This is a genomic window from Paenibacillus sp. FSL W8-0187 (genome assembly GCF_037969755.1).
Classification (GTDB): domain Bacteria; phylum Bacillota; class Bacilli; order Paenibacillales; family Paenibacillaceae; genus Paenibacillus_AQ.
This window is the reverse complement of sequence record NZ_CP150206.1, coordinates 3,681,824-3,703,075: the sequence shown is the minus strand read 5'-3', so window position 1 is coordinate 3,703,075 and position 21,252 is coordinate 3,681,824. Positions and strand designations below refer to the sequence as shown.

At 48.9% G+C, this 21,252-nt stretch carries 12 protein-coding genes and 1 pseudogene; 12 read left to right on the top strand and 1 reads right to left on the bottom strand.

Going from position 1 to position 21,252, the window contains the following annotated elements:
- Positions 1–11 precede the first annotated feature (11 nt).
- On the top strand, positions 12–218 hold the full coding sequence (locus tag MKY48_RS16540; protein ID WP_339264709.1) for a hypothetical protein: 207 nt from the start codon (positions 12–14) through the stop codon (positions 216–218).
- Between the two features lie 93 nt (positions 219–311).
- Here the strand turns inward: MKY48_RS16540 and MKY48_RS16535 are convergent.
- Positions 312–512 (bottom strand): annotated as a pseudogene (locus MKY48_RS16535) (GNAT family N-acetyltransferase); the annotation flags it as partial.
- Between the two features lie 368 nt (positions 513–880).
- On the opposite strand from MKY48_RS16535, the gene MKY48_RS16530 reads away from it, so the two are divergent.
- The 11 genes from MKY48_RS16530 (at position 881) to MKY48_RS16480 (ending at position 20,515) form a co-directional block, all read left to right on the top strand.
- Positions 881–1,744: a MurR/RpiR family transcriptional regulator gene (locus MKY48_RS16530; protein WP_076323552.1), complete on the top strand. Its 864-nt coding sequence runs from the start codon at positions 881–883 to the stop codon at positions 1,742–1,744.
- A 178-nt stretch (positions 1,745–1,922) separates the two neighbouring features.
- Positions 1,923–2,834: an N-acetylmuramic acid 6-phosphate etherase gene (gene murQ, locus MKY48_RS16525; RefSeq protein WP_339293458.1), complete on the top strand. Its 912-nt coding sequence runs from the start codon at positions 1,923–1,925 to the stop codon at positions 2,832–2,834.
- A 32-nt stretch (positions 2,835–2,866) separates the two neighbouring features.
- The gene (locus MKY48_RS16520; protein ID WP_339293457.1) at positions 2,867–4,303 is read left to right on the top strand and encodes an extracellular solute-binding protein; all 1,437 of its coding nucleotides are present in this window, start codon (positions 2,867–2,869) and stop codon (positions 4,301–4,303) included.
- Between the two features lie 96 nt (positions 4,304–4,399).
- Positions 4,400–5,302 carry a sugar ABC transporter permease gene (locus MKY48_RS16515; RefSeq protein ID WP_076323549.1) on the top strand — a complete coding sequence of 301 codons (903 nt, stop codon included), beginning with the start codon at positions 4,400–4,402 and terminating at the stop codon, positions 5,300–5,302.
- Between the two features lie 18 nt (positions 5,303–5,320).
- Positions 5,321–6,181: a carbohydrate ABC transporter permease gene (locus tag MKY48_RS16510; protein ID WP_076323548.1), complete on the top strand. Its 861-nt coding sequence runs from the start codon at positions 5,321–5,323 to the stop codon at positions 6,179–6,181.
- Between the two features lie 343 nt (positions 6,182–6,524).
- The gene (locus tag MKY48_RS16505) at positions 6,525–7,496 is read left to right on the top strand and encodes a GNAT family N-acetyltransferase (protein ID WP_339293456.1); all 972 of its coding nucleotides are present in this window, start codon (positions 6,525–6,527) and stop codon (positions 7,494–7,496) included.
- Complete coding sequence (locus MKY48_RS16500; protein ID WP_076323546.1) at positions 7,493–8,197, top strand: PIG-L family deacetylase; 705 nt, start codon at positions 7,493–7,495, stop codon at positions 8,195–8,197. The genes MKY48_RS16505 and MKY48_RS16500 overlap by 4 nt, the downstream gene beginning before the upstream one ends.
- A gap of 284 nt (positions 8,198–8,481) precedes the next feature.
- Entirely contained in the window at positions 8,482–9,354 is an 873-nt protein-coding gene (locus tag MKY48_RS16495; RefSeq protein WP_339293455.1) for a serine/threonine protein kinase, read from the top strand.
- Between the two features lie 1,365 nt (positions 9,355–10,719).
- Positions 10,720–15,030, top strand: coding sequence for an S-layer homology domain-containing protein (locus MKY48_RS16490; RefSeq protein WP_339293454.1), 4,311 nt, complete (start codon positions 10,720–10,722; stop codon positions 15,028–15,030).
- 29 nt (positions 15,031–15,059) lie between these two features.
- On the top strand, positions 15,060–19,229 hold the full coding sequence (locus MKY48_RS16485) for a DUF4855 domain-containing protein (RefSeq protein WP_339293453.1): 4,170 nt from the start codon (positions 15,060–15,062) through the stop codon (positions 19,227–19,229).
- Between the two features lie 203 nt (positions 19,230–19,432).
- The gene (locus MKY48_RS16480) at positions 19,433–20,515 is read left to right on the top strand and encodes a nucleotidyltransferase domain-containing protein (RefSeq protein ID WP_339293452.1); all 1,083 of its coding nucleotides are present in this window, start codon (positions 19,433–19,435) and stop codon (positions 20,513–20,515) included.
- Positions 20,516–21,252 lie beyond the last annotated feature (737 nt).

The following is a 21,252-nucleotide window of genomic DNA, read 5'->3' as shown; positions in this document are numbered from 1 at the left end:
CAAACCCCAATATGATTAAACGCACGCTAGTACGAATGACGATATGGAATAGTACGGTCGTATTTTGCTTGCTCATCATGCTGGGGGGAGCGTTATACGGGCTGGCGCGTTATCGGATCTATTCCGACATTGACCGTCAGTTGGTGTTTAATATTAACTTAGCCGATGACTTTGCCAGATTGACGTCTGCATTTCCGCTCGGACCAGGCAATCATTAAACCAAAATTATCAAGGAAAGAAGCAGCGAGGAACTAGGACGAAAAAGAGTCCAAGACTACCGCTGCTTTATTGCTCTATCGTTATCCGTTGGCTCAATTTTTTAATTCTAGATGAAGTAAGGGGAATGGCCGACCTGTTCCGTCTAATTCTGATCGTCCTGTTTGCACAAATCCATACCGTTTATAAAAAGCGCGAGCCCCCTCATTTTGCTCATTGACATCAACTTCGAGGTGGCTACCTTTCAATTTTTCAGTGTTTTTTAGTAATCGACTACCAATCCCCTGTCCGTGGTAATTGGGATATTGGGGAGATTATATAAACGTAGAGTTAAGATCCAACATAGAGTGTGACAATGGCATCTGGAAGCAGAAACACATCAATTATCAATAGTAGCAAGATGCTTATACATACATATCGGAGGACAAGAACATGATCCCATAGAAAGTCGCTAATTAGCGTCTTTTTTGTGAATTTTCATTATCACAACTTTTAGATGAAATAAAATTTCGAGAGGACGACAATGCAGCGCACTGCTGGTAGCGGTAGATTCATCTTGTTTTTTGCCGCCTTTGAGATTATGCTTTAATTAATTTTGCGGTGCTTGGGCGCCGCTGGCAGGCTGTTTTACTATTACAGACGATGAGGATGAGTAGATACACATATGTCAATTAATGATAATATTTTGATCAAGATCAGAGATATGAAGGACAGTCTGACACCTGTGGAGAAAATGCTCGCAGAGTACATTCTTGAAAATTTGGAGGAAATCCCTCATCTCTCGATCAAAAGCCTCGCTCAACTGACCAAGACAAGTGATGCTTCCGTGCTCCGTTTCTGCAAGACAATGGGATACAGCGGCTACCGTAGCTTCATTGTCAGCATATCGGCTTCGCTCGGTTCTATGGATGAGGAGCAACGGCACCAGTATACGGATATTCAGCCCGGTGATGATCTGAACACGATTATCGCGAACATATCCCATAATAATATCAAATCGATAGAAGATACACTGAGTGTAATTAACAAGGATGAGATTGATCGTGCGGTCAAGGTGCTGAGACAGTGCAAGCGGATCGTATTTTTCGGTATTGGCGCTTCAGGGCTTGTGGGGATTGATGCGGAACAGAAGTTTACGAGAATCAACAAAATGTGCCATACCTATACGGACGGCCACAGCCAGCTGACAGCCGCGACACTGCTCGAGAAGCAGGATGTTGCTATTTTCATTTCCAATTCTGGGCAGACGGTGGACATTCTGGATTCACTTGAAATTGCCAAGAAGTCGGGAGCATGTATCATCGCCATCACAAAATACAACAAGAGCGAGCTTGCAGAGAAAGCCAATATCGTGCTCAGCATCTCGACGCCGGAGCTGACGATCCGGAGCGGCGCGATGGGCTCGCGCATCGCCATGCTGACGGTAATCGACATTTTATTTGCTGGCGTCGCCAGTGCAGATTACAGAAATGTTAAAAAATATCTAACAAGAACCCACAACATTATTACTAGCAAAAACCGCAAATAAATAGGAGAAACACCGGGAGGGGGATGATTCTGCCGGTGTTTTTTTATGTCTTTGTGAGAAATAAAAAATCATAAATATATTTTATTATAAAATTTTATTTCAAAAACTATTGACCAAATTGTGAATTCTCGCTAAGATGCAATTAAGAAATTTACATAACATGGATAGGGGGATAGCCATGGATGAGTATCTGGCGGGCCTGACGACAGAAGAGATCAATGAGGAGACTCAGATGATCGACGAGTTAACAACAGAACAAATGCTGCGTCTTATGAACGAGCAGGATGCCAAGGTGCCTGACGCCGTAAAAGCTGAAATACCGCGAATTATGAAAGCGGTTGATATTTTGCACCATGTGCTCAAAAACGGTGGTAGGATGTTTTACATAGGAGCTGGGACATCCGGCCGACTTGGTGTTCTTGATGCTTCGGAATGTCCTCCTACTTTTGGTACTGACCCGTTGCTGGTGCAGGGTCATATCGCCGGTGGCGATGTGGCGCTGAGGCTGGCAGTTGAAGGTTATGAAGATAACGCAGAGGAGGGGATAGCACTCATTGAACGCTGCGGCGTGACGGACAAGGATGCAGTGGTTGGCATCACAGCCAGCGGCAGTGCACAGTTTGTGATCGCAGGACTACGGAAGGCTGGAGAGATTGGAGCAGCCACCATCGGTGTGGTTAACAACAAGAACTCTAAGGTCGAGCCGGTCTGTGATGTGTGTATCGCTCCGGTCGTGGGGCCTGAGGTCATTATGGGATCAACCCGATTAAAGGCGGGCACGGCACAAAAGCTGGTTCTGAACATGCTGACAACCTGCACCATGGTAAAGCTCGGCAAGACCTACAACAACCTGATGGTTGATTTGAAGGCGAGCAATATCAAATTGTACGACCGCTCGGTACGAATCATTAGGGCAGCTACGGGGGTAGACGACAAAACAGCTATTGCTTATTTGGAAAGCGCTTACATGAGCAGTAAGCTGGCCATCATGATGATCAAGACAGGCCTAGACGCCGAGAAGGCGAAGCAGGTACTGAACGAGAATGAAGGAAGCTTGAAGAAGGCTTTCGCACAACTGCAGAAATCGTAAATTTGTATATTCTAAGGGAGGTTTGTGATTTTATGAAAAAGAAATTGCGTGTGTTGGCACCTGTTCTTGCTTTATCTCTTGCATTATCGGCTTGCGGCGGCGGCAGCGAGCCGAAGGCCGCTGATCCGAACACCGGGTCAAACGGCGGCGGCTCAAAGGCCGAGGCCAAAGATACGATCACAGCCCTTCTTCCGCCAATCTCTCCTAACTTCCAAGACAACTTCGCTCAGATGGAAAAGGACTTTAATGCTCTTTATCCGAATCTGACCTTGAAAATCGAGCCCGCCAGCTGGGAGGATATGACTCAGAAGCTGGATACCCAGGTGAACGCAGGCAGCCCGCCTGACATCGCCTTCATCGGCTCCGGCGGTCTTTCCAAATATGTTGAGCAGGAAATGCTGATGGACATTAAGGATACCGCTACTCCTGAAATGCTTGAGGATTTTGATGCGGCTCCGCTGGAATATATGAAGCTTGGGGACGCCCTTTACGGCTTCCCGGGATATATGGAGGTTCACGCGATCGGCGGAAATAAGCAGTTCCTTGAAGAAGCCGGCATTGATTACAAAAAGGTTCAAAAAGAGGGATGGACCTATGAGGAATTCCGGGAGCAAATCAAGAAGGGTGTAGTCAAGGAAGGGGATAAAACATCCCGTTACGGCTTCGTATTCGCAACTTCTGGCGTTGCCTCCAAGGACTATCTGAACATTCTCATCAAGAACGCAGGCATGCCGCACGCTTTCGATAAAGATCTGAAGTATGCTTACACAAGCAAAAACTTCCTTGAAGTCCTGAAGGCGATCCGTCAAATGATCGACGACGGCTCCATGCCGAAAGAGCTCAGCTCCGTGGATGCTGGCAAGCGCTGGAATATGTTCCTGACCGGTCAAACGATGATTACCGGTAAAGGTCTGGCTACGTTCGAGAACTCTGCGAACAAGAACAATGAGAAGATTAAAGCGAACGACGGAAGTGCCGTTCAAGGAAGTATTCCAGTTGAGTACATCGTGCTGCCGGTTCCGACCTTTCTTGGCGAGAAGCAGCAGGCCAGCGTTGCCGTTGACGGTTATGTCGCATTCCGCGGTAAGAAAGAGCCGACTCCTGAGCATAAAGCCAATGTCGTGAAAGCTGCTCATTTCCTGGCTTCCGGTAAAGTAGCCGCTACAACGAACAATGATCTGTTCGCTGCTCATATTACAAAAAGCGGCAGAGAAGCTGCGAAGGAAATGACAATTAACAGAAATCCAGACAACGTGGCAGCAGTAGAGACCTTGCTCTCTCAAGCTACACCGGCACGTACCGACATTCCAACGGATCTCGGTGCTAAATCCATCAAGCTAGAAGACGAAGTTATGATCCCTAAACTGCAGGCCTTGATTGCCGGCGAAATCACGCCAGAACAGATGTATGATGCTGTGAAGACCGCTGCTGTTGATGCCTTCGGAGAAGATGGAATCGTAAAAGACTAATTCTTTGCACCCTTGGTGGCCGTATGCTGTGGCATGCGGCTGCCTTGGTTCTTACATGCAGGTTGTTGAACCGCACAGTGAAAGGAGCTTTGCATAATGTCCCCAATCGCCAAACCTGTAAAAAGACGCCGGATTAAAGGTGACAGCGGATATGGCTACGCCTTTATCGCCGTTGCACTTATCGTCTTTGCGATGTTTACCGCTTACCCCGTTGTAAGTGCGTTTATCATCAGCTTTCAAAAGTATAAACCACTAGGCTCCAATTTTATCGGATTTGAGAATTACGCTGCCACATTTGCTGACAGCCTGTTCTGGAAATCCATTAAGAACACGCTGGTTTACACGGTGCTTACCGTACCGGTCGGCCTGTTCATATCATTTGCCGTAGCGATCCTGATTCTGCCGCTGCGCAAGAAAACTCAGAGCGTGTTTAAAGCCATCTACTATTTGCCTGCAGTTGCGTCCGGCGTGGCCTTGTCCGTGGTATGGCTGTGGATTTTTGATCCGATGCCTTCCGGTATTCTTAATCAGTTACTCGGCCTGTTCGGGATCAGCAACAACAACTGGCTCGGCTCCAGCTCCACCGCGATGTTCTCTCTCGTTCTGATGTCATGGCTTTCCAGTCACGGAACGAGCATTATTATTTATCTCGCCGCCCTGCTCGGTATTGACGAGAGCTACTATGAAGCTGCTGAACTGGATGGGGCAAGCTTTCTCAAAAAGCTGTGGTATATCGTCATTCCTTGTCTGAAGCCTACGACCCTATTCCTCCTGGTTACAGGCGTTATCGGATCCTTCCAGGTATTCCAGAACGCTTACCTGATGACAGGCGGAGGTCCGGATAATGCAACAACGATGGTCGGCCTGCTTATTTTCAACAACGCCTTTAAATATTTTGAATTCGGCGAAGCAGCTGCCCAATCGCTTGTTCTGGCCTTGATCATTGCTACAATCTCATTCATTCAATTCAAATTTATGGGCAAAGAAGTGGAGTATTAAGGAGAGGAGGGCACCGATATGGCTTTATACAACAGTCACAACGGCAAGCCTGTTCGCAGACAGACACGCAATATAGCAGTTATGGTTATTCTGGTTATTTTCGCTCTGGCTACACTGTTTCCGATTTACTTCATGTTTATTTCGTCATTCGGAGATCCGGTGGAAGCAGGGGCGATGAACTATGCACTGTTTCCTACCAAAATATCGCTGGATTCCTATAAATTCTTCTTCGATTATAGTGAACATTCCGTACAGTGGCTTCTCAACTCGCTGATTGTGGCATCCGCAGTTATGGTGTCTAACGTATTCTTTGCGAGTCTGGCGGGATACGCATTCTCCAAAATCAGATTCAAGGGCAGAACGGTCCTGTTCTCCGTATTGCTCGTTTCCATGATGATTCCATATCAGGTGACACAGGTGCCTCTTTACATCCTGATCGTTAACACATTCCAGATTCAGAACACCTACGAGGCGATGATTGTTCCCGGATTAGTTACGGTGTACAACATCTTTTTGGCGAAGCAGTTTATGTCAAGCATTCCTTCAGAAGTCCTCGAGTGTGCCAAGATTGAGGGATGCAACCAGTTTCAGATTTATTTCAAAATCATACTGCCGCTATCCAAAACCGTTCTTGCCGTCATGGCAATCCTTACCTTCATGGACAGTTGGAATACCTTCTTCTGGCCTTTCCTCGTAACGAATACGATGGATATGCAGACCATACAGGTAGGGCTTAAAAACTTCCGGTTCGCCAACACAACCTATTTCGCACCGATGATGGCCGGAGCAACGATATCCGCCATTCCGATGTTCATTCTATTTTTTAGCCTGCAGAAGTACTTCCTGGAGGGGGTTACCGTTGGGGCTGTAAAAGGCTAAGAAGTAGCGAATGAACCGAATGCCGGCAACAGAACGATGAATATGAGGAAAGAGCCAAGGCTGCAGACCTCGCGGAACATAACGCCTATCTTCTTCATGTGCTCCAGCATAAAGGCAAGGTTTGACTCCGCCGTCCTCATTCATGCGGCATCAGCGGTTCTTCTTATATCCGTATTTTGCTTGCGGTGACTTTCCTGCTGGATTGTCTGCAAAATACCATATAGAGGAATTCAAGCCTGTCGGTAACAAAGCATTGAGAACTGCCGGGAAGCAGGAGAAGCGATAACCCGGCTTGCCTATAATGAATCGAAATTCTTGTTTGAGCATGGAGGTGTCGCGCCGTATGCTGACGACTTGGGATCATCGTTATGCAGAAGCCGTTATCGAATTTTGGAATACGGAAGCGGTGAAGGATGGCTATAAGGAGCTTACACCTGAAAGCCTGGACCGTATATTTCTATCGAGCCCTTATTTGGATCCAGAGAATACCTTCCTCTGGATGGATAACGGCCAGGTGAAGGGCTTTGCCTGCGGATGCACGGGGGATGATCTTCCGCTGGGGCAGGTTGCAGGGTATCTGACTTGTATTGTGATAGCTGAGGAGCTGCAGAGTGACGAGATTTACTCAGAGCTGCTTAAAGCGATTGAGAACCGGTTCAGGACACTGGGAAAGAAGCAATCCGAGGTACTTTTTTTCAATCCGATGATGCTGCCCTGGTATATTCCGGATACGCCGAAGCATGAACATAACAATGCACCGGGCGTTCCGATCGGCAGCAGACTTCATTCGTTCCTGGCAGCGCAGGGTTACATAGAACGGGCTACCGAATGTGCGATGTATTTGGATCTGTCCGCGTTCACCTACCTTGATGAGATGATAGCGAAAGAACAGAAGGCCGCTTCAGAGGGGTATGCCGTGGAGCTGTTTGACGCAGCAAAGCATCACGGTGTAACCGAAATGCTTCAAGGCTTCGACAATCCGCTGTGGCAAAAGGAGATTACGGCTTCAACGGAGCAGGGAACTCCGGTTGTGATCGCCGTCAGAGACGACAAGGCAGCAGGATTCGCCGGACCCGTTATTCGTCAGGACAACGGAAGAGGATATTTTGCAGGGATCGGCGTACACCCGGACCATGAAGGTCATGGTCTTGGCAGTGTATTATTCTTCAAGCTTTGTGAGGCGTTCAAGAACATTGGCACGGACTATATGTCACTATATACAGGCAAGGACAACCCGGCCCTTCGGATCTATGAGAAGGCTGGGTTCAGAACTGTCAAATACTTTGCAGTTATGCGAAAGGAGTTATCACTATGAGCGATCAGAAATTAACGATTCTCGCCATTGGCGGGCATGTCGGCGATGCGGAGCTAACAGCAGGAGGTGTGCTAGCCCACCATTCCTTAAAGGGAGATCATATCGTAACGCTTGCCCTGACGGCTGGTGAGCGCGGTGTCCCTGCCGGGCAGGATATGGCAGAATACCGGGAGCAGAAGGTAAGGGAAGCCAAGGCTTTTGCAGACATGCTGAACGGGGAAGCCATTGTGTTGGATACGCCGGATGGTGAGCTGAAGGATGATGACGATAACCGCTGGGCTGTGTGTGATGTGATCCGCCGAGTACGGCCGAACGTGATTATTACACACTGGAAAAACAGCATGCACAAAGACCATATGACGACACACCGCATTGTGAACGATGCCCGTTTCTATGCAGGTCTGCCTTCCTTCGAGCGTGAGCTGCCAGCCTTCTTCGCCTCCACGCTGTATTATGCGGAGAATTGGGAGGATGCCGTTGACTACAAGCCTTATGTATATGTCGATTTCTCTCAAGAAGCGTTCGATCTGTGGATGAAGGCTGTATCACAGCACTGGTTCGTAACGGGCAGCAAGTCGTTCCCTTACCTTGAATATTACAAGCATCTTGCCCGTGTCCGGGGGATTGAAGCCCGTAAAGAATACGCAGAAACATTCATGATTCCCGAAGAAAGCAAGCGTGTGTTGAAGAGCGAGCTGTAAGGGAGGCTGCTATAATCCATTTGATAACATGATCTAAAGGTACAGTAATCGTTTCGCATATCAAAATCAGCATTGGTTAAGAAATGAATTTGAGAAGTTTATAAATGAATGAACACAACCTTGGTTTGCAAATCATATTTATTGGATATTTGTGTTTTTAGAAATGAGAGGAGTGATGTCTTATGGGAAGACATTTAATCGATAATAGGGCAAATAAAAATCAGGGGATAACGTATAAATAGCCCTGGAAACTACGTGAATCCCCAAGTTGAGGGGACGATTATATGAATCAACAGCCGATTAAGTTCAAGATCGACAATGTATCTTTTGAACTTCAGGATCAGCACGATTTCACATGGCTTCAATCTATTGGTACCGTTTTTTGTGTGTTTGATCAGCAAGATTCTGGTAACATCAGTTTCGGAATCGAAAAGAACGATAAAAAGCTATTTGTTAAATACGCGGGTTGTAGACCAATGGAGTTTTCCGGAAACCCTAGAGATGCAATTTCTAGGTTAAAGGTTGCCGTTCCGTTGTACAAGACCTTAGGACATCCAAATCTCATTAGTCTTATTGATCATTTTGAAACGAAAGATGGGTATGCTGCTATATTTGAATGGATTAATGGCGAATGCCTGCATTCACATTGGTTGTTTGCCGTTCAACCAAAACATAGTCATCCTGAATCGCCTTTCTACAGGTTCAAACAGTTATCCATAGAGAAAAGGTTGCAGTCACTTGATACTATATATGAGTTCAATAAATATGTGGAGTCCAAAGGCTACATTGCGGTTGACTTCTATGATGGTAGTATTCTGTATGATTTTTCAAAGGATTTAACCAGGATCTGTGACATCGACTTCTACAGGTTGGCACCTTCTGTAAATGACATGGGAGAGAGCTTTTGGGGAGCAAGACGTTCGAAATCTCCTGAAGAGTTTATATTAGGTGCGCCTATTGATGCAAGAACGAATGTTTTCACGATGGGAGCTATCGCTTTTGGATTACTTGGTGGCGAAATGGATCATTCATTTTCAAAATGGGAAGCAAACAGATCACTTTACGAAGTCGCTTTACGAGCAGTTAGGAAAGATAGAGAACAACGATATCAAACTATTTATGATTTTAAAAATGCTTGGGATTCAGTTAAAAATTAAACTACGGACCACACACTCCAGAAACATTGTCATCTAGATCCGATCCAATCCACATGAACAACACACAAGACTGCCGTTCGCAAAACGGCAGCCTTGTTTCAATCAGTTATATATTGTCGGGGGACAAGAACAAAGTCCCATTGAAAGTCGAGCCGATTACCGATTAGATAAGCGTCTAACTATGTTTCCATGCAATTTCATTAAGGTAACGGGCAGGATTACTCACCAATCTGAATTGATTGAAGAATCGCTTGTGAAAGATACATTAAATCTGGCTTATGTGGCGTTAAGCAGACCGCGCTATTTCGCAGGGTGTAGCGATGCATAAAGAAAATGTATCGGATGAAACCATTTTGGTCGCAGCAAGACATGGTTAGAGGATCGTAAAAGTTGAAAAGGCATACGAATCCCTTTCAGAGGAGTTGTCGCATCTGACTTTACAATCCGTTAATTGATTTTGGAGAAAAAACTATTTGAAGTGCATATCAAGCTGTCTATATGCCATGAGACACAATTCTAATCCGACTTATTATGTCGTTGCATCTGATAAGACCTTTAAGATAACTGTGAAAACCTAACAGGGAAAGGCTTCAGCAGTTTTAATCGGATCTCATCGGAAAGCAGTTCTATCGCTGGCAGCGATGAGGTCAGGGGTTCGATCCCCCTAGGCTCCACCAAAATGCCGATAAACCCTTACGTAAAAAGTTTTTTTTTGTTTCTCTCTGTACGTTTCGGTTTTTGCGTTCGTAACATTTTAGGCTTGTGTCCTCACGTTTGATTTTTTTAGTCGTAGCCACACATTTGGTCACACTAAGATATTTTTTGGCGGCGTTGGGACTTTTTGAAGCGAGCATGCTCCGTTCAGACCTTTATGTTTCCTTAAAGCAAAGCAACCGCCCTGTCCTCTGTCGAAGGCAGGGCGGTTCAATTTGTTCTGCTCCGATTACTCCGCTGAAAGGCGGTCAGGGCGAATTATTGAATCGAACAAGCTGCTCTAATGCGTTTCTTTATGCGTCTTAAACCCGAATTATATAAAGGAATATTTCAAACTGACGGAACCAATAGAAGGATTCGATATTCCATAACATGAAGAAAAGCCACTTCTATCTAACGAGACTCGAATAGTACTGTGTCCGAGTTTAGTGGAAAGCGCCTTGATAGTGACACCAGATATGATCGAAATGCTGGCATGCTTAGCCTTGATTCACCGTAGAAGGTCAAATGTCCACATTTGTATATGGAATGTAAACACATGTATATCGATGCTTCATTGCCCTCTACTTATAATGAAGTTGCCGCAGCAAATAGCATGGAAGGTCATGCGGGTTGCTTGTGGTAATTCAAATTACAATGGGAGGGAAATTCGTGGGTTTACGGCAGAGGGTTATTTTTTTAGTTATTTTTGTTAGCGCTTTCATAATGGTGACCACCCCTTCGGAGATGTCCAATGCCGCAACAGGGAATATGGCTCTAGGGAAGACGGCTTATTCGTCGTCGAACGAAGTGGATTTTTTCGGACCTGAGAAAGCGGTCGATGGGGGCACCGAAAATGCAAGCCGCTGGTCTTCGGAAAGAACGGACGATCAGTGGTTTTACGTTGATCTGGGCGAGCCTGTAGAAATCGGAAGAGTAATCATCAACTGGCAGACTCCGGCGGAGCAATATCAAATTCTCGTATCCGACGATGCGGTATCCTGGCAGAACGTATTCGCGGACAACCGCGTGCTCATCGCGTCCGGGCCGGGTGAAGATACGATCGATTTCGAGTCGACAGTGGCGCAATACGTCAAGTTTCAAGGGGAGACGCGACGTCCTATTGAGGGCGTTTATTACGGATACTCCTTCTGGGAATTCGAGGTATACAAAGGCAGACCGCAACTGCAGCCAATAATGGACGCGGTGAAAAACAGCATCGTCGTCTCCGAAGGGGATACCCTGCTGAATCTGCCCGCTGTACCGGAAGGTTATACGCTGACGCTGGTGAACACGGACAGCTTGCCGGTGATCGACGTGCAGGGCAATATTCATGCGCCGCTTGTCGATACTCAGGTTCAGCTGCTGCTGCAAATCCAGAGCGACAGCGATCCGACATATCTCTTAACGGATAATGCGCTAGTCACCGTACCCGGTCTCTACGAGCAGACGAGTGATCGGAACCCGGAGCCGCGCGTCATTCCTTCTTTGCGTGAGTGGCTGGGCGCAACCGGCGAGTTCCGCTTGTCGGACAAATCCAAAATCGTCATTCATGCAGATGATGAAGCGGCTCTGCGGGGAACGGCTGACATTTTGCAGCAGGACTTATTGGATTTAACGAAGTTGTCACTGACAGTTGAGGTTGGTTCTCCTCAAGAGGGAGATATCTATTTGATGCTGGATGCCGCGCAAGCGGGATTGGGGAAAGAGGGATATGAGCTGAATATCGGCGAGTATGCTTCTGTTGCTGCGTCCGAGCAGACGGGAGTCATGTTCGGCACGAGAACGATCTTGCAGCTGCTCGGCCACGCTGCCGATCATAAGGCGATGCCTAAGGGGCAATCGCGCGATTATCCGAAATACCCAGATCGGGGCTTTATGCTCGATGTGGGCCGCAAGTTTTATACGATCGAGTTTTTGCAGGACTATGTCAAGCTGATGTCCTACTATAAGATGAACCGGTTCCAGATTCACCTGAACGATGATGTGGGCGATGTCGGTTACTTCCGTCTGGAGAGCGAGAAATTTCCGGGAGTGACGAGCAAGGACGGCTATTATACGAAGCAGCAATTCAGAGACCTGCAGCTGCTTGGGATGGAATACGGCGTAAACGTCGTGCCGGAAATTGATACGCCGGGCCACTCCGGCGCGTTCATCGCCTACGATTCTCAATTGGGCAGCAACAATCAGCTGGATATCAATCGTCCAGAGACGCTCGACTTCATTAAAGCACTCTTTGACGAGTATCTCGACGGCAGCAATCCGACCTTCGTCGGCCCGGATGTGCACATCGGCACGGATGAATATTTCGGCGACGACAAGGAGGCGTTCCGCAGGTACGTGGATATGCTCCTTAACCACATTAACAGCAAAGGCAAACGCGCCCGTCTATGGGGCAGTCTGTCCGCATACGACGGCACGACGCCGGTCATCAACAATGCGACGATGGACATCTGGTATGAGCCATACGGAAGCGCTCAGCAGGCCGTGGAGCTCGGCTACGATATTATCAATACCAATACGAATTTGCTCTACATCGTTCCGCAGCTGTACCGCAGCTATTTGAACTACGATTTTATTTACAACGAGTGGGAGCCTAACGATTGGCTGGAGACGAAGCTTCCTTATGCGCATCCGCAGGTCAAAGGCGGCATGTTCGCGCTCTGGAACGATGTGTCCGTAGAGAAAGGCGTATCCATGGCGGACTCGCATCAGCGGATCTTGCCTTCCATGCAAGTGCTGGCGGAAAAGCTGTGGAGAGGCAACCGCATCGATCGGAACTTCGCAAGCTTCCAGGCGGATGCCGCAAGGTACGTGGACCCGCCGGGTGTTCATCAGTCACACAAGCTTCAAATCGACAATGAGCGGCATCTCGTGCTGGATTATACCTTCGACGAAGGCTTCGCGGACCGTTCGGGGAACGGCTTTGACGGCAACGCGGTGAACGCAGGCACAGAGAAGGGAATCTTAGGTCAAGCCGTGAGGCTAAACGGCGGGGCCAGCTACGTGGAAACGCCGCTTCGCACGCTTGGTTTCGGCTGGACGATGTCCATGTGGATCAAACCGGACGCCGACAACCCGCAAGGAGTTGTGCTGCTGGAATCTCCGGACGGACAGCTGAAATACAACATTGGGGGCAGCGGCAAAATCGCCATCACAAAAGAAAATTACGTCAGTGAATTCAATTATAAGCTGCCGACCGATCGCTGGACCCATGTCATGATGATCGGCGACGACACGGGGACCTCCATCTTCATTAACGGCAGTGAATATAAGGCTACTCTCAAAGACGGCTCCAAGCTGGAAACATTCGTTCTGCCGGTAGCCAAAATCGGCAGCGAAACGAATGCTTTTAAAGGCTTGATTGACGAACTCATCGTAAGGAACACCTACTTGGACCTGCATGGAAATCTGGCTTTGCATAAGCAAGCTGAATCCTCGCAACCGGAATCCTCGTCCTACACGGCGGATAAAGCGGTGGACGGCAGAGGGGATACCAGATGGTCCAGTGATTGGGTGGACGATACCTGGTTCATGGTGGATCTAGGTGAAGTGAAGAACATTGATGCTGTATCTATTTTGTGGCAAACAGCTTATGGTTCGAAGTACCGCATTCTCGTGTCCGAGGACAAGGAGAACTGGACGAACGTTGTGAAAGACAACAACGGGGAGATTAACGGAAAGCCGGGACGAGTCGTGACTACCTTCCAGAGCACGCCAGCCAGATACGTGAAGTTCGAAGGCGTGTCCAGAGCTACTATGTTCGGCTATTCCTTTGAGGAATTTGAAGTGTATGGCGAGGAATATAAACTTGGCAATCTACGGCCGATTATCGACCTGTTGACGGCTATCGAGGCCGACAAGCTTGTGGAGGACAATTACTCTCCTGAGGGCTGGGCACAGCTTCAGCAAGCGATTGGGCAAGCGACTGCGGCTATTCAAACCGCCCAGCTATCTCGTCCTGAGGCCGAACAGGCGTATGCAGGGCTGAGCGTTGCGCGTGATCGTCTAACGATCGAAGACGTAATGGGTCTGATCGAGCTTAATGTAAACGGAAGTATCGCATCCAACCTTTACCTCCCGCAGAAAGGGCAGCTCGGTACGCGCATCGTCTGGAGCAGCTCAAAACCCGACTACCTGAATGCGAATGGACAGTTGTTGAAACGTCCGTCAAGCGGGTCAGGCGACATGGAGGTCGTACTGACCGCGACGATCAGCAAGGGAGCTGCATCCGCGGAGAAAACGTTCAAGATCAAAATCAAAGCGCTGCCTGGCTCCGGCGGCGGAGGATGGGTTCCGACTCCAGTAACTCCTGATCCGGAAGAAGGCCAAAACGGCGGTTCGAATCCGGGAGGTGAAGATCCAGGCAATGGCAATGAGAACGGCAGCGGCAACGGCGGGGAGTCCGGCGGATCGACAACGGTTCGGCTGAACGATATTGCGAGCCATTGGGCAGAAGCGTCCATCAAACGGGCGGTTGAGCTTGGATTCGTAGCGGGCTACACCGACAAGACGTTCAAGCCGAATAAGACGGTCAGCAGAGACGAATTCGTCGTCATGCTGGTCAAAGCGTTGAAGCTGCAAGGTGCGAACAGTTCGCTGGACTTCGCGGACGCAGGTTCGATTCAAACCTGGGCGAAGCCTTATATTGCACAAGCCTTGGCATCCGGCCTGATCAGCGGCTATGCGGATGGGACATTCCGACCGAAGGTTTCGATTAGTCGAGCAGAACTGGCAGCAATGATTGTTCGCGGCTTGGGTCTGAAGACTGCGGAAGGGCATGAGCTCTCTTACACGGACGCGGATCAAATCCCGGCTTGGGCGAAGCCGTATGTGGCAGCAGCCCAGGAGGCGGGAGTGATGAACGGTCGCGGGGACAACCGGTTCGCGCCGGCCGCTTCGGCGACGAGAGCTGAAGCAGTGACCGTTATTCTGAATATGCTTGATGCTCTTGCGGAGTTGAAGGAACAGGAGCAGAACTAATTATACATAGAAAGAGAGCGTGAGATTAGGTGAAAACTAGACGAAGTTTGACTGCTTTGCTGCTTGTCCCAGTCATGCTGTTATCGTTAATATCGTCTGTGAATGCGGAGGAGGCGGGCAGAGAAAGCACCGACTTCTATAATCTGGCCCAAGGGAAAACGTACACATGGTCGGAACAGCCGGAGGGCGCTTTCCCGGATGACGGGACGAAGCTGACGGACGGCAATGCCGCCGACCCCTCGCGTGACAGCGGCAACTGGGTGGGCCACCGCAACAAGAAATCCCGTTCGGTTGTGTTTGATCTAGGCGAGCAAAAGACGGTTCAGGAGGTGAGCGCGCGTTTCCTGCACGATTGGCCGAACAACGAAACGCTTGTGCCGCTCACCGTTTCGTTCTACGCGTCGGACGATGGGGTGAGCTGGGGTGTATTATCTCATAATGCAACTCAGTTGTTATGGGGCGACCAGACCAACATCGAGACATTTGCATGGGACGGCAGCCCTGAAACGGGAGCTGTCAAGCGTGGCGATTATACCGAAGGACTCGTATACGCTCGGTATGTGAAAGTAGTGTTCTCCATGCATCCGAGGGCATGGAGCATGATTGACGAGGTGACGATTACTGGTGCGGATGGCTTGATCGCCGGAGCGCAGCCGGTACAGCCTGAGCCTTACGCCCTCCTGCAGCCTGGAGATGCTACTGGCGGGATTCAAAACCTGGGCTTGCTGTATAACGGACACTACGCGGACGGCACAGGAAATTGGACGAAGGAACGGGCTATCCCTAATATCAGTTATGTGAACGAGCAGGGAGAGCCTGTCGATTGGCTGTTCGACGGCGTGCTGTATCTGGGCTTGACATCGGATAACGGCAGAGGCTTCGGAGCTACAGAAGCGGCTGGCAAAGCCAGAAAACAGGAATGGGAATGGTATTTGGATAAAACGTTTAACGCTGGCGGCGATATGAGCGCGTTGAACGAGGCGACGGTCGAGGCAGGCGTGAAGCTTGGCGAGCCCGACCATAAAACGAAGGTTGTTCTGATGATTCCAGAACCGGGCGAGTATCAGTCCGACTTCGGCAGCATTGACGACGAGGACCTGAACTTCGATGTAGGTGCGGTCGGCGATGCCGCATCGCTGGATAACAGGGCCAAAGCGATTCAGTGGTGGGTCAATGAAGTGCAAGCCAGATGGACGGCTGCGGGCTACTCGAACCTGGAGCTCGTCGGCATGTATTGGCTGGAGGAACAAATCAGCACGCATGCGACCGGGCCGGAGATGGTCAAGAGAGCGAGCGACATCGTTCATAACGCAGGCCTGAAGCTGTTCTGGATTCCTCATTTTATGGCCTATAAGGCATTCATGTGGAAGGATGTCGGCATTGATGCCGTATCTCTGCAGCCGAACTATTTCTTCGAGAAACTGGACCCTTCGCGTCTGGAGGATACAGCGGATATGGCGAAGCGGTACGGCATGTCGCTGGAGCTGGAATTCGACGACCGGATGATCAACGACGCCGTCTTCCGCGAGCGGTTCATCGAGTACTTGAACAGCGGCGTGGATACCGGTCTGATGCAGCATGGATATAAAGCTTACTATCAAGGCAACAACGCTGTATACAACGCGGCGAAAAGCACAGACCCTGCTACCCGCGTGCTTTACGATTGGCTATACCAATTCTCTAAAGGCACTTATCAGAAGCAAGACGCTGCTCCGCCCGATGTTGTAGCGCTCATGAACGGACAGCCGATCTCGGAGCATACGATCGTGCCTGATACGACACAGGCCGCCTTCACCTGGACCATTCCGGGAGATGACGGGAGCGGGATTGTTAAAGTTACGGCCAAGTATGACGGCAAGCCTTATACGGAAGGAACTGTTGTAGATCTGACGGGTAAGCCGGGTAAGCATGTGCTGGAGCTGACGGTGGCGGCTGCCAAATCCAAGACGGTTAAATTCGTAATAGAAGCTCGTTTGGGCGCTGAAGGCCTATTGGCTCTTGTTGATAAGTACGCGGACAACAAGCAGCTTAGCAATGCCGATACGGTACGCGCTATGCGCAACGCCTTGATCATGATGGAGCGTACGCAAGAGAGCGACCCTGAGCAAGCCAGGGACTATTTGCTGGCATTCAATGCGAAGCTGGAAGAAGCTAAAGGCCTTGAGTTTGTAACGGAGGGCGCTTATACGGCGCTGAAGGAAGGTGTGTATTATGAGGCTGGCAGCATCGCACAAGATAAAGAAGCAGAGGCATCCTCGACGGAGGCCGCAGGTCTGGAGCCTGCGAAGGCGTTGGACGGCGCACCGGCCACGCGTTGGGCGAGCGAAGTGCGCGATACGGCTTGGTTCCAGGTTGATCTGGATAGCCAGCAAACCTTCGATACGATCCGCATCGATTGGGAATATGCGCGCGCGGACCAATACCGTCTGAGCGTCTCGGATGATAAGCAGACGTGGGAGCCCTTGAAAGTCGGCAACAATGGCGTGGTTAAAGCTGCCGACGGCAAGAACACCCTGGTATTCCCGGCAACGACGGCAAGATACATCAAGTTTGAGGGATTGAATCGGGCAACGTTTTACGGTTATTCCTTCTATGAATTCGGCGTGTACGATCTTGCCCCGAAGCAAGAGCTAAAGACGTTGGACGGCATACAAGCCGCTGTGGACGCTTCCACGAAGAAAGTCACGATTGACGGTCTGGTCATGAACGGCAAGAAAGAACGTTTGTATGTGAAAGTGCTTGACCCAAAAGGCAACATTCAATATACCGGTCAGACGGGCACTGAGGATGACGGAAGCTTCCGCATCACCTTTACGTTGACCGGAGAAGAGCAAGGGAAGTATACGGTCGAGCTTGAAACGGATGACATGACGATTCCCGAGCTGGTAACCTTCGAATACCGCAAGCCGCCTACGAGTGGTGGAGGCAATGGAGGCGGCGGTGGAGGCAGCAGTGGTGGCAGCGGTGGAGGCAGCAGTGGTGGAGGCGGTCAGGCGCAAGATCCGTATACGTTGCAATCGGACGGTTCAGTCAAAGCCGTGCTTGTCCCGACGATGAACGGCCAGCAGGCTGCCGCTGCGGTCGGGGCGTCGGATCTGAATGCCGCCATTCAGAGGGCAGTGGCCGACAGCAAAGGTAATAAACATGTTCATGTTGAATTGAAGTCGTCGAACGCGGCTGGGAGCTATGCTTTGGAGCTTCCGGCGGCTAATCTGACGAACCAGTCTAATCTGATTCTGCATATCTCCACGCCGTACGCTCAGCTTGTTTTGACTGGTGACATGCTGGCAGGAGTCAAGGAGAATGCTGGAAAGCTGCTCGTAATCGTAAGCGATTATGCGGGCGAGTATCGCAGTAACGAAGCGGCCGGGCGGATCGGCAACAGGCCAATCGTAGAAGTTGCATTGCAACTGGACGGTGAGTCTCTGTCTTGGAAAAATGCGAAGGCACCGATTTCGATTGCCATTCCGTATTCGCTTCAAGCGGGAGAGCAAGCTGTTGATCTGCAAGCTTTCGAGCTGATGGGCGATAGCGCGGCGGCAATTAATGGCGCGTCTTATGACAAAGATAAGGATATGCTGCGATTCTCCATCGACCATGTCGGCGTCTATGCTATCGGCGGGAAGAATCCGGCTGCATTTACCGACCTTGGCAAGCATGAATGGGCGCGCGAGGCGATCGAGAAGCTGGCCGAAAGAGGCATCGTCAAAGGCACCTCGATTGATAAGGGCACTTTCAGCCCCGCAAATCAGGTAACGCGAGCTGATTTTATCTTGATGCTGGCAAACATGCTTGACCTGCATGCCGAAATCGCCTCGACGTTCGCCGATGTGAAGCCGAATGATTATTACTACGATGCGGTGTCCATCGCCAAGCAATTGGGAATCGCTTCGGGGGTGAACGAAGTTAACTTCGCTCCTCGTGATTCAATCAGTCGCCAGGATGCTATGGTTATGCTGACCCGAGCGCTGCAAACGACGGGGGCAATAAAGCCGTCCGCATCAGGTTCAACACTTGAGGGCTTCCGTGATGCGAGCCAGATTGCGCCATATGCTGCGGACAGCGTGGTAACGATGTTCGAGTATGGGCTGGTTACGGGTTCTAACGGCTATATGAAGCCGAAGAGTACGACCAGCAGGGCTGAAGCGGCGACGTTCTTGTATCGCGTTCTTCAATTAATCGAGGGGCAGCTGCAGTAGTAGACGCGGGAACAATTGATTTAAAATTATTTATAAAAAGAACTAATGAAATCCGCTAAATCGTCAGATCGTCGGCTTAGCGGATTTTGTGCAAAGATGAATTAAATCAACTTATACATAGCAACCGCACCTCTAAATCGATAGACTCTAGTTAAAGGTTGTTGTAATGAAGGACGGCCGGCTCATATAAAGGGGTGTAATGAATGAACGAAATCATAAAGAAGAAGCTGCTGGACAAAAATGAACTGCTGATCAACATGGTGATCGAACGCGCAAGAAGAGATTTTCGAGACGATATCGCAATTATTGGGCTTACTGGTTCGTTTAGCACCGGGGACTTTCACGAGAAGAGCGATCTTGATTTAATTATCATAAATAATACAGAAAGGGGATGGGGAATATCCGATTGCTTCATCTTAGATGACGTTGGCTATGACATCTATTGCACACCATGGGATACAAGAATACACGCACAATCCATCTTAGAGAGTCCCAACGTATCAAGCCTAACCGAGCTTAAAATTCTCTATTATGCAAAGCCTGAGGATTTGGAGAAATTGAACGACTTTAAGCAAAAAGCTCTTGATGCGCTTGCGGAGCCGATAGGAGAAGCGTGTCTTAATCGAGCAAAAAAATGGATCGATCTGGCTAAGCAAGCATACAGCGATACGATGCTGGGTGATAATATCGGTTCAGTGAGACATGCATCTGCCGGCGTTCTGTACAATCTGGTCAATGCCTTGGTCAACATGAACAACACGTGCATCAAACGAGGAATCAAGCGATATTTAGAAGAAATACGCTCGTATCGCTATGTTCCAGATGATCTCGAATCCTTATACATGTCAGTCATCGAAGCTCATACCATTGAAGAGATCCGAATTGCTTCTTTTAATATGTTGAACAGCGTTACGAGGTTACATAGCAAGATGTGTGATAACTTCATTGTTAAACCCGCTCCGACTTTTGATAATCTGAGGGGAACTTACGAAGAATTGTGGTGCAACTACCGCAATAAAATCTTGAACAGTGTTAAAACGAACGATGCCTCCTATGCCTTTCTTTCAGCCTTTGGAGTACAAGGATATCTTGATGAAATGGCTGCGGAAAAAGGAACCAAGAAATTTGATCTCATGCAGTACTTTGATGCAAGTGATTTACCAGTAATGAAAGAGAAGTTCCTTGAAATGATGGATGAATATGTAGACGAATATGGTAAGGTCGGCAGAGAAGTCGAACATTTTACAACCTTCGAGCAATTATATGCCCATTATATCAATCATTGATCTTATATCCGGGTTCGTAATAAGTCCGCGGAAACGTGACTGTTGACAATCTATCCAATAAAATAGGATTTTTGAAGGGCCGTGTAGAATTAGTTTCTATACGGTCTAATACGAGTTTTAGAACAGAACCCGCGTTGGGTACAATCTCGGGCAAGATATCAGAAGGCCGAATTGATATTAAATCAAAAACGTTGGGAGTGAAAAGAACCACTTCCACGATTAACAATTACAAGGCAACTTGGAGCACGTTTAGGAAGTGGATGCTTCGGACTGATCCGGATCTGCAGGATGCCGGTCAAGCCACGCAGAAAGATATTGCTGACTTTAAGCGACACATGATGGAGCATGGAGGGAAGGGAGGATACTAGAGCGAGTTCGATTACATTTCTGCGTCCAGATGGGGTTCGAGTTTACTACGCGCACGTAATGGATATAATTGTTTGCGAAGGTGATAAGGTAAAGGCTGGCGATGTTATTGCAAGAGTTGGAAACAACGGATACGCAAGACACCCGCACATTCATATCGGTGCATGGAATGATGAAGGACCGCTACAGATACGTTTTGATCTGAAGGCAATGGGAGACTATCTAAAAGTCCATGGAGACGAGGGGTATTATCTTTAGTTGGCCCATTGAATTATTAAGGCAGCCGGTCATAATGATCGGCTGCCTTGTGCAGGGCCGACATTATATAATGTGGCACATCATATTAGAAGTGTCTAATGACACAAAAGTGT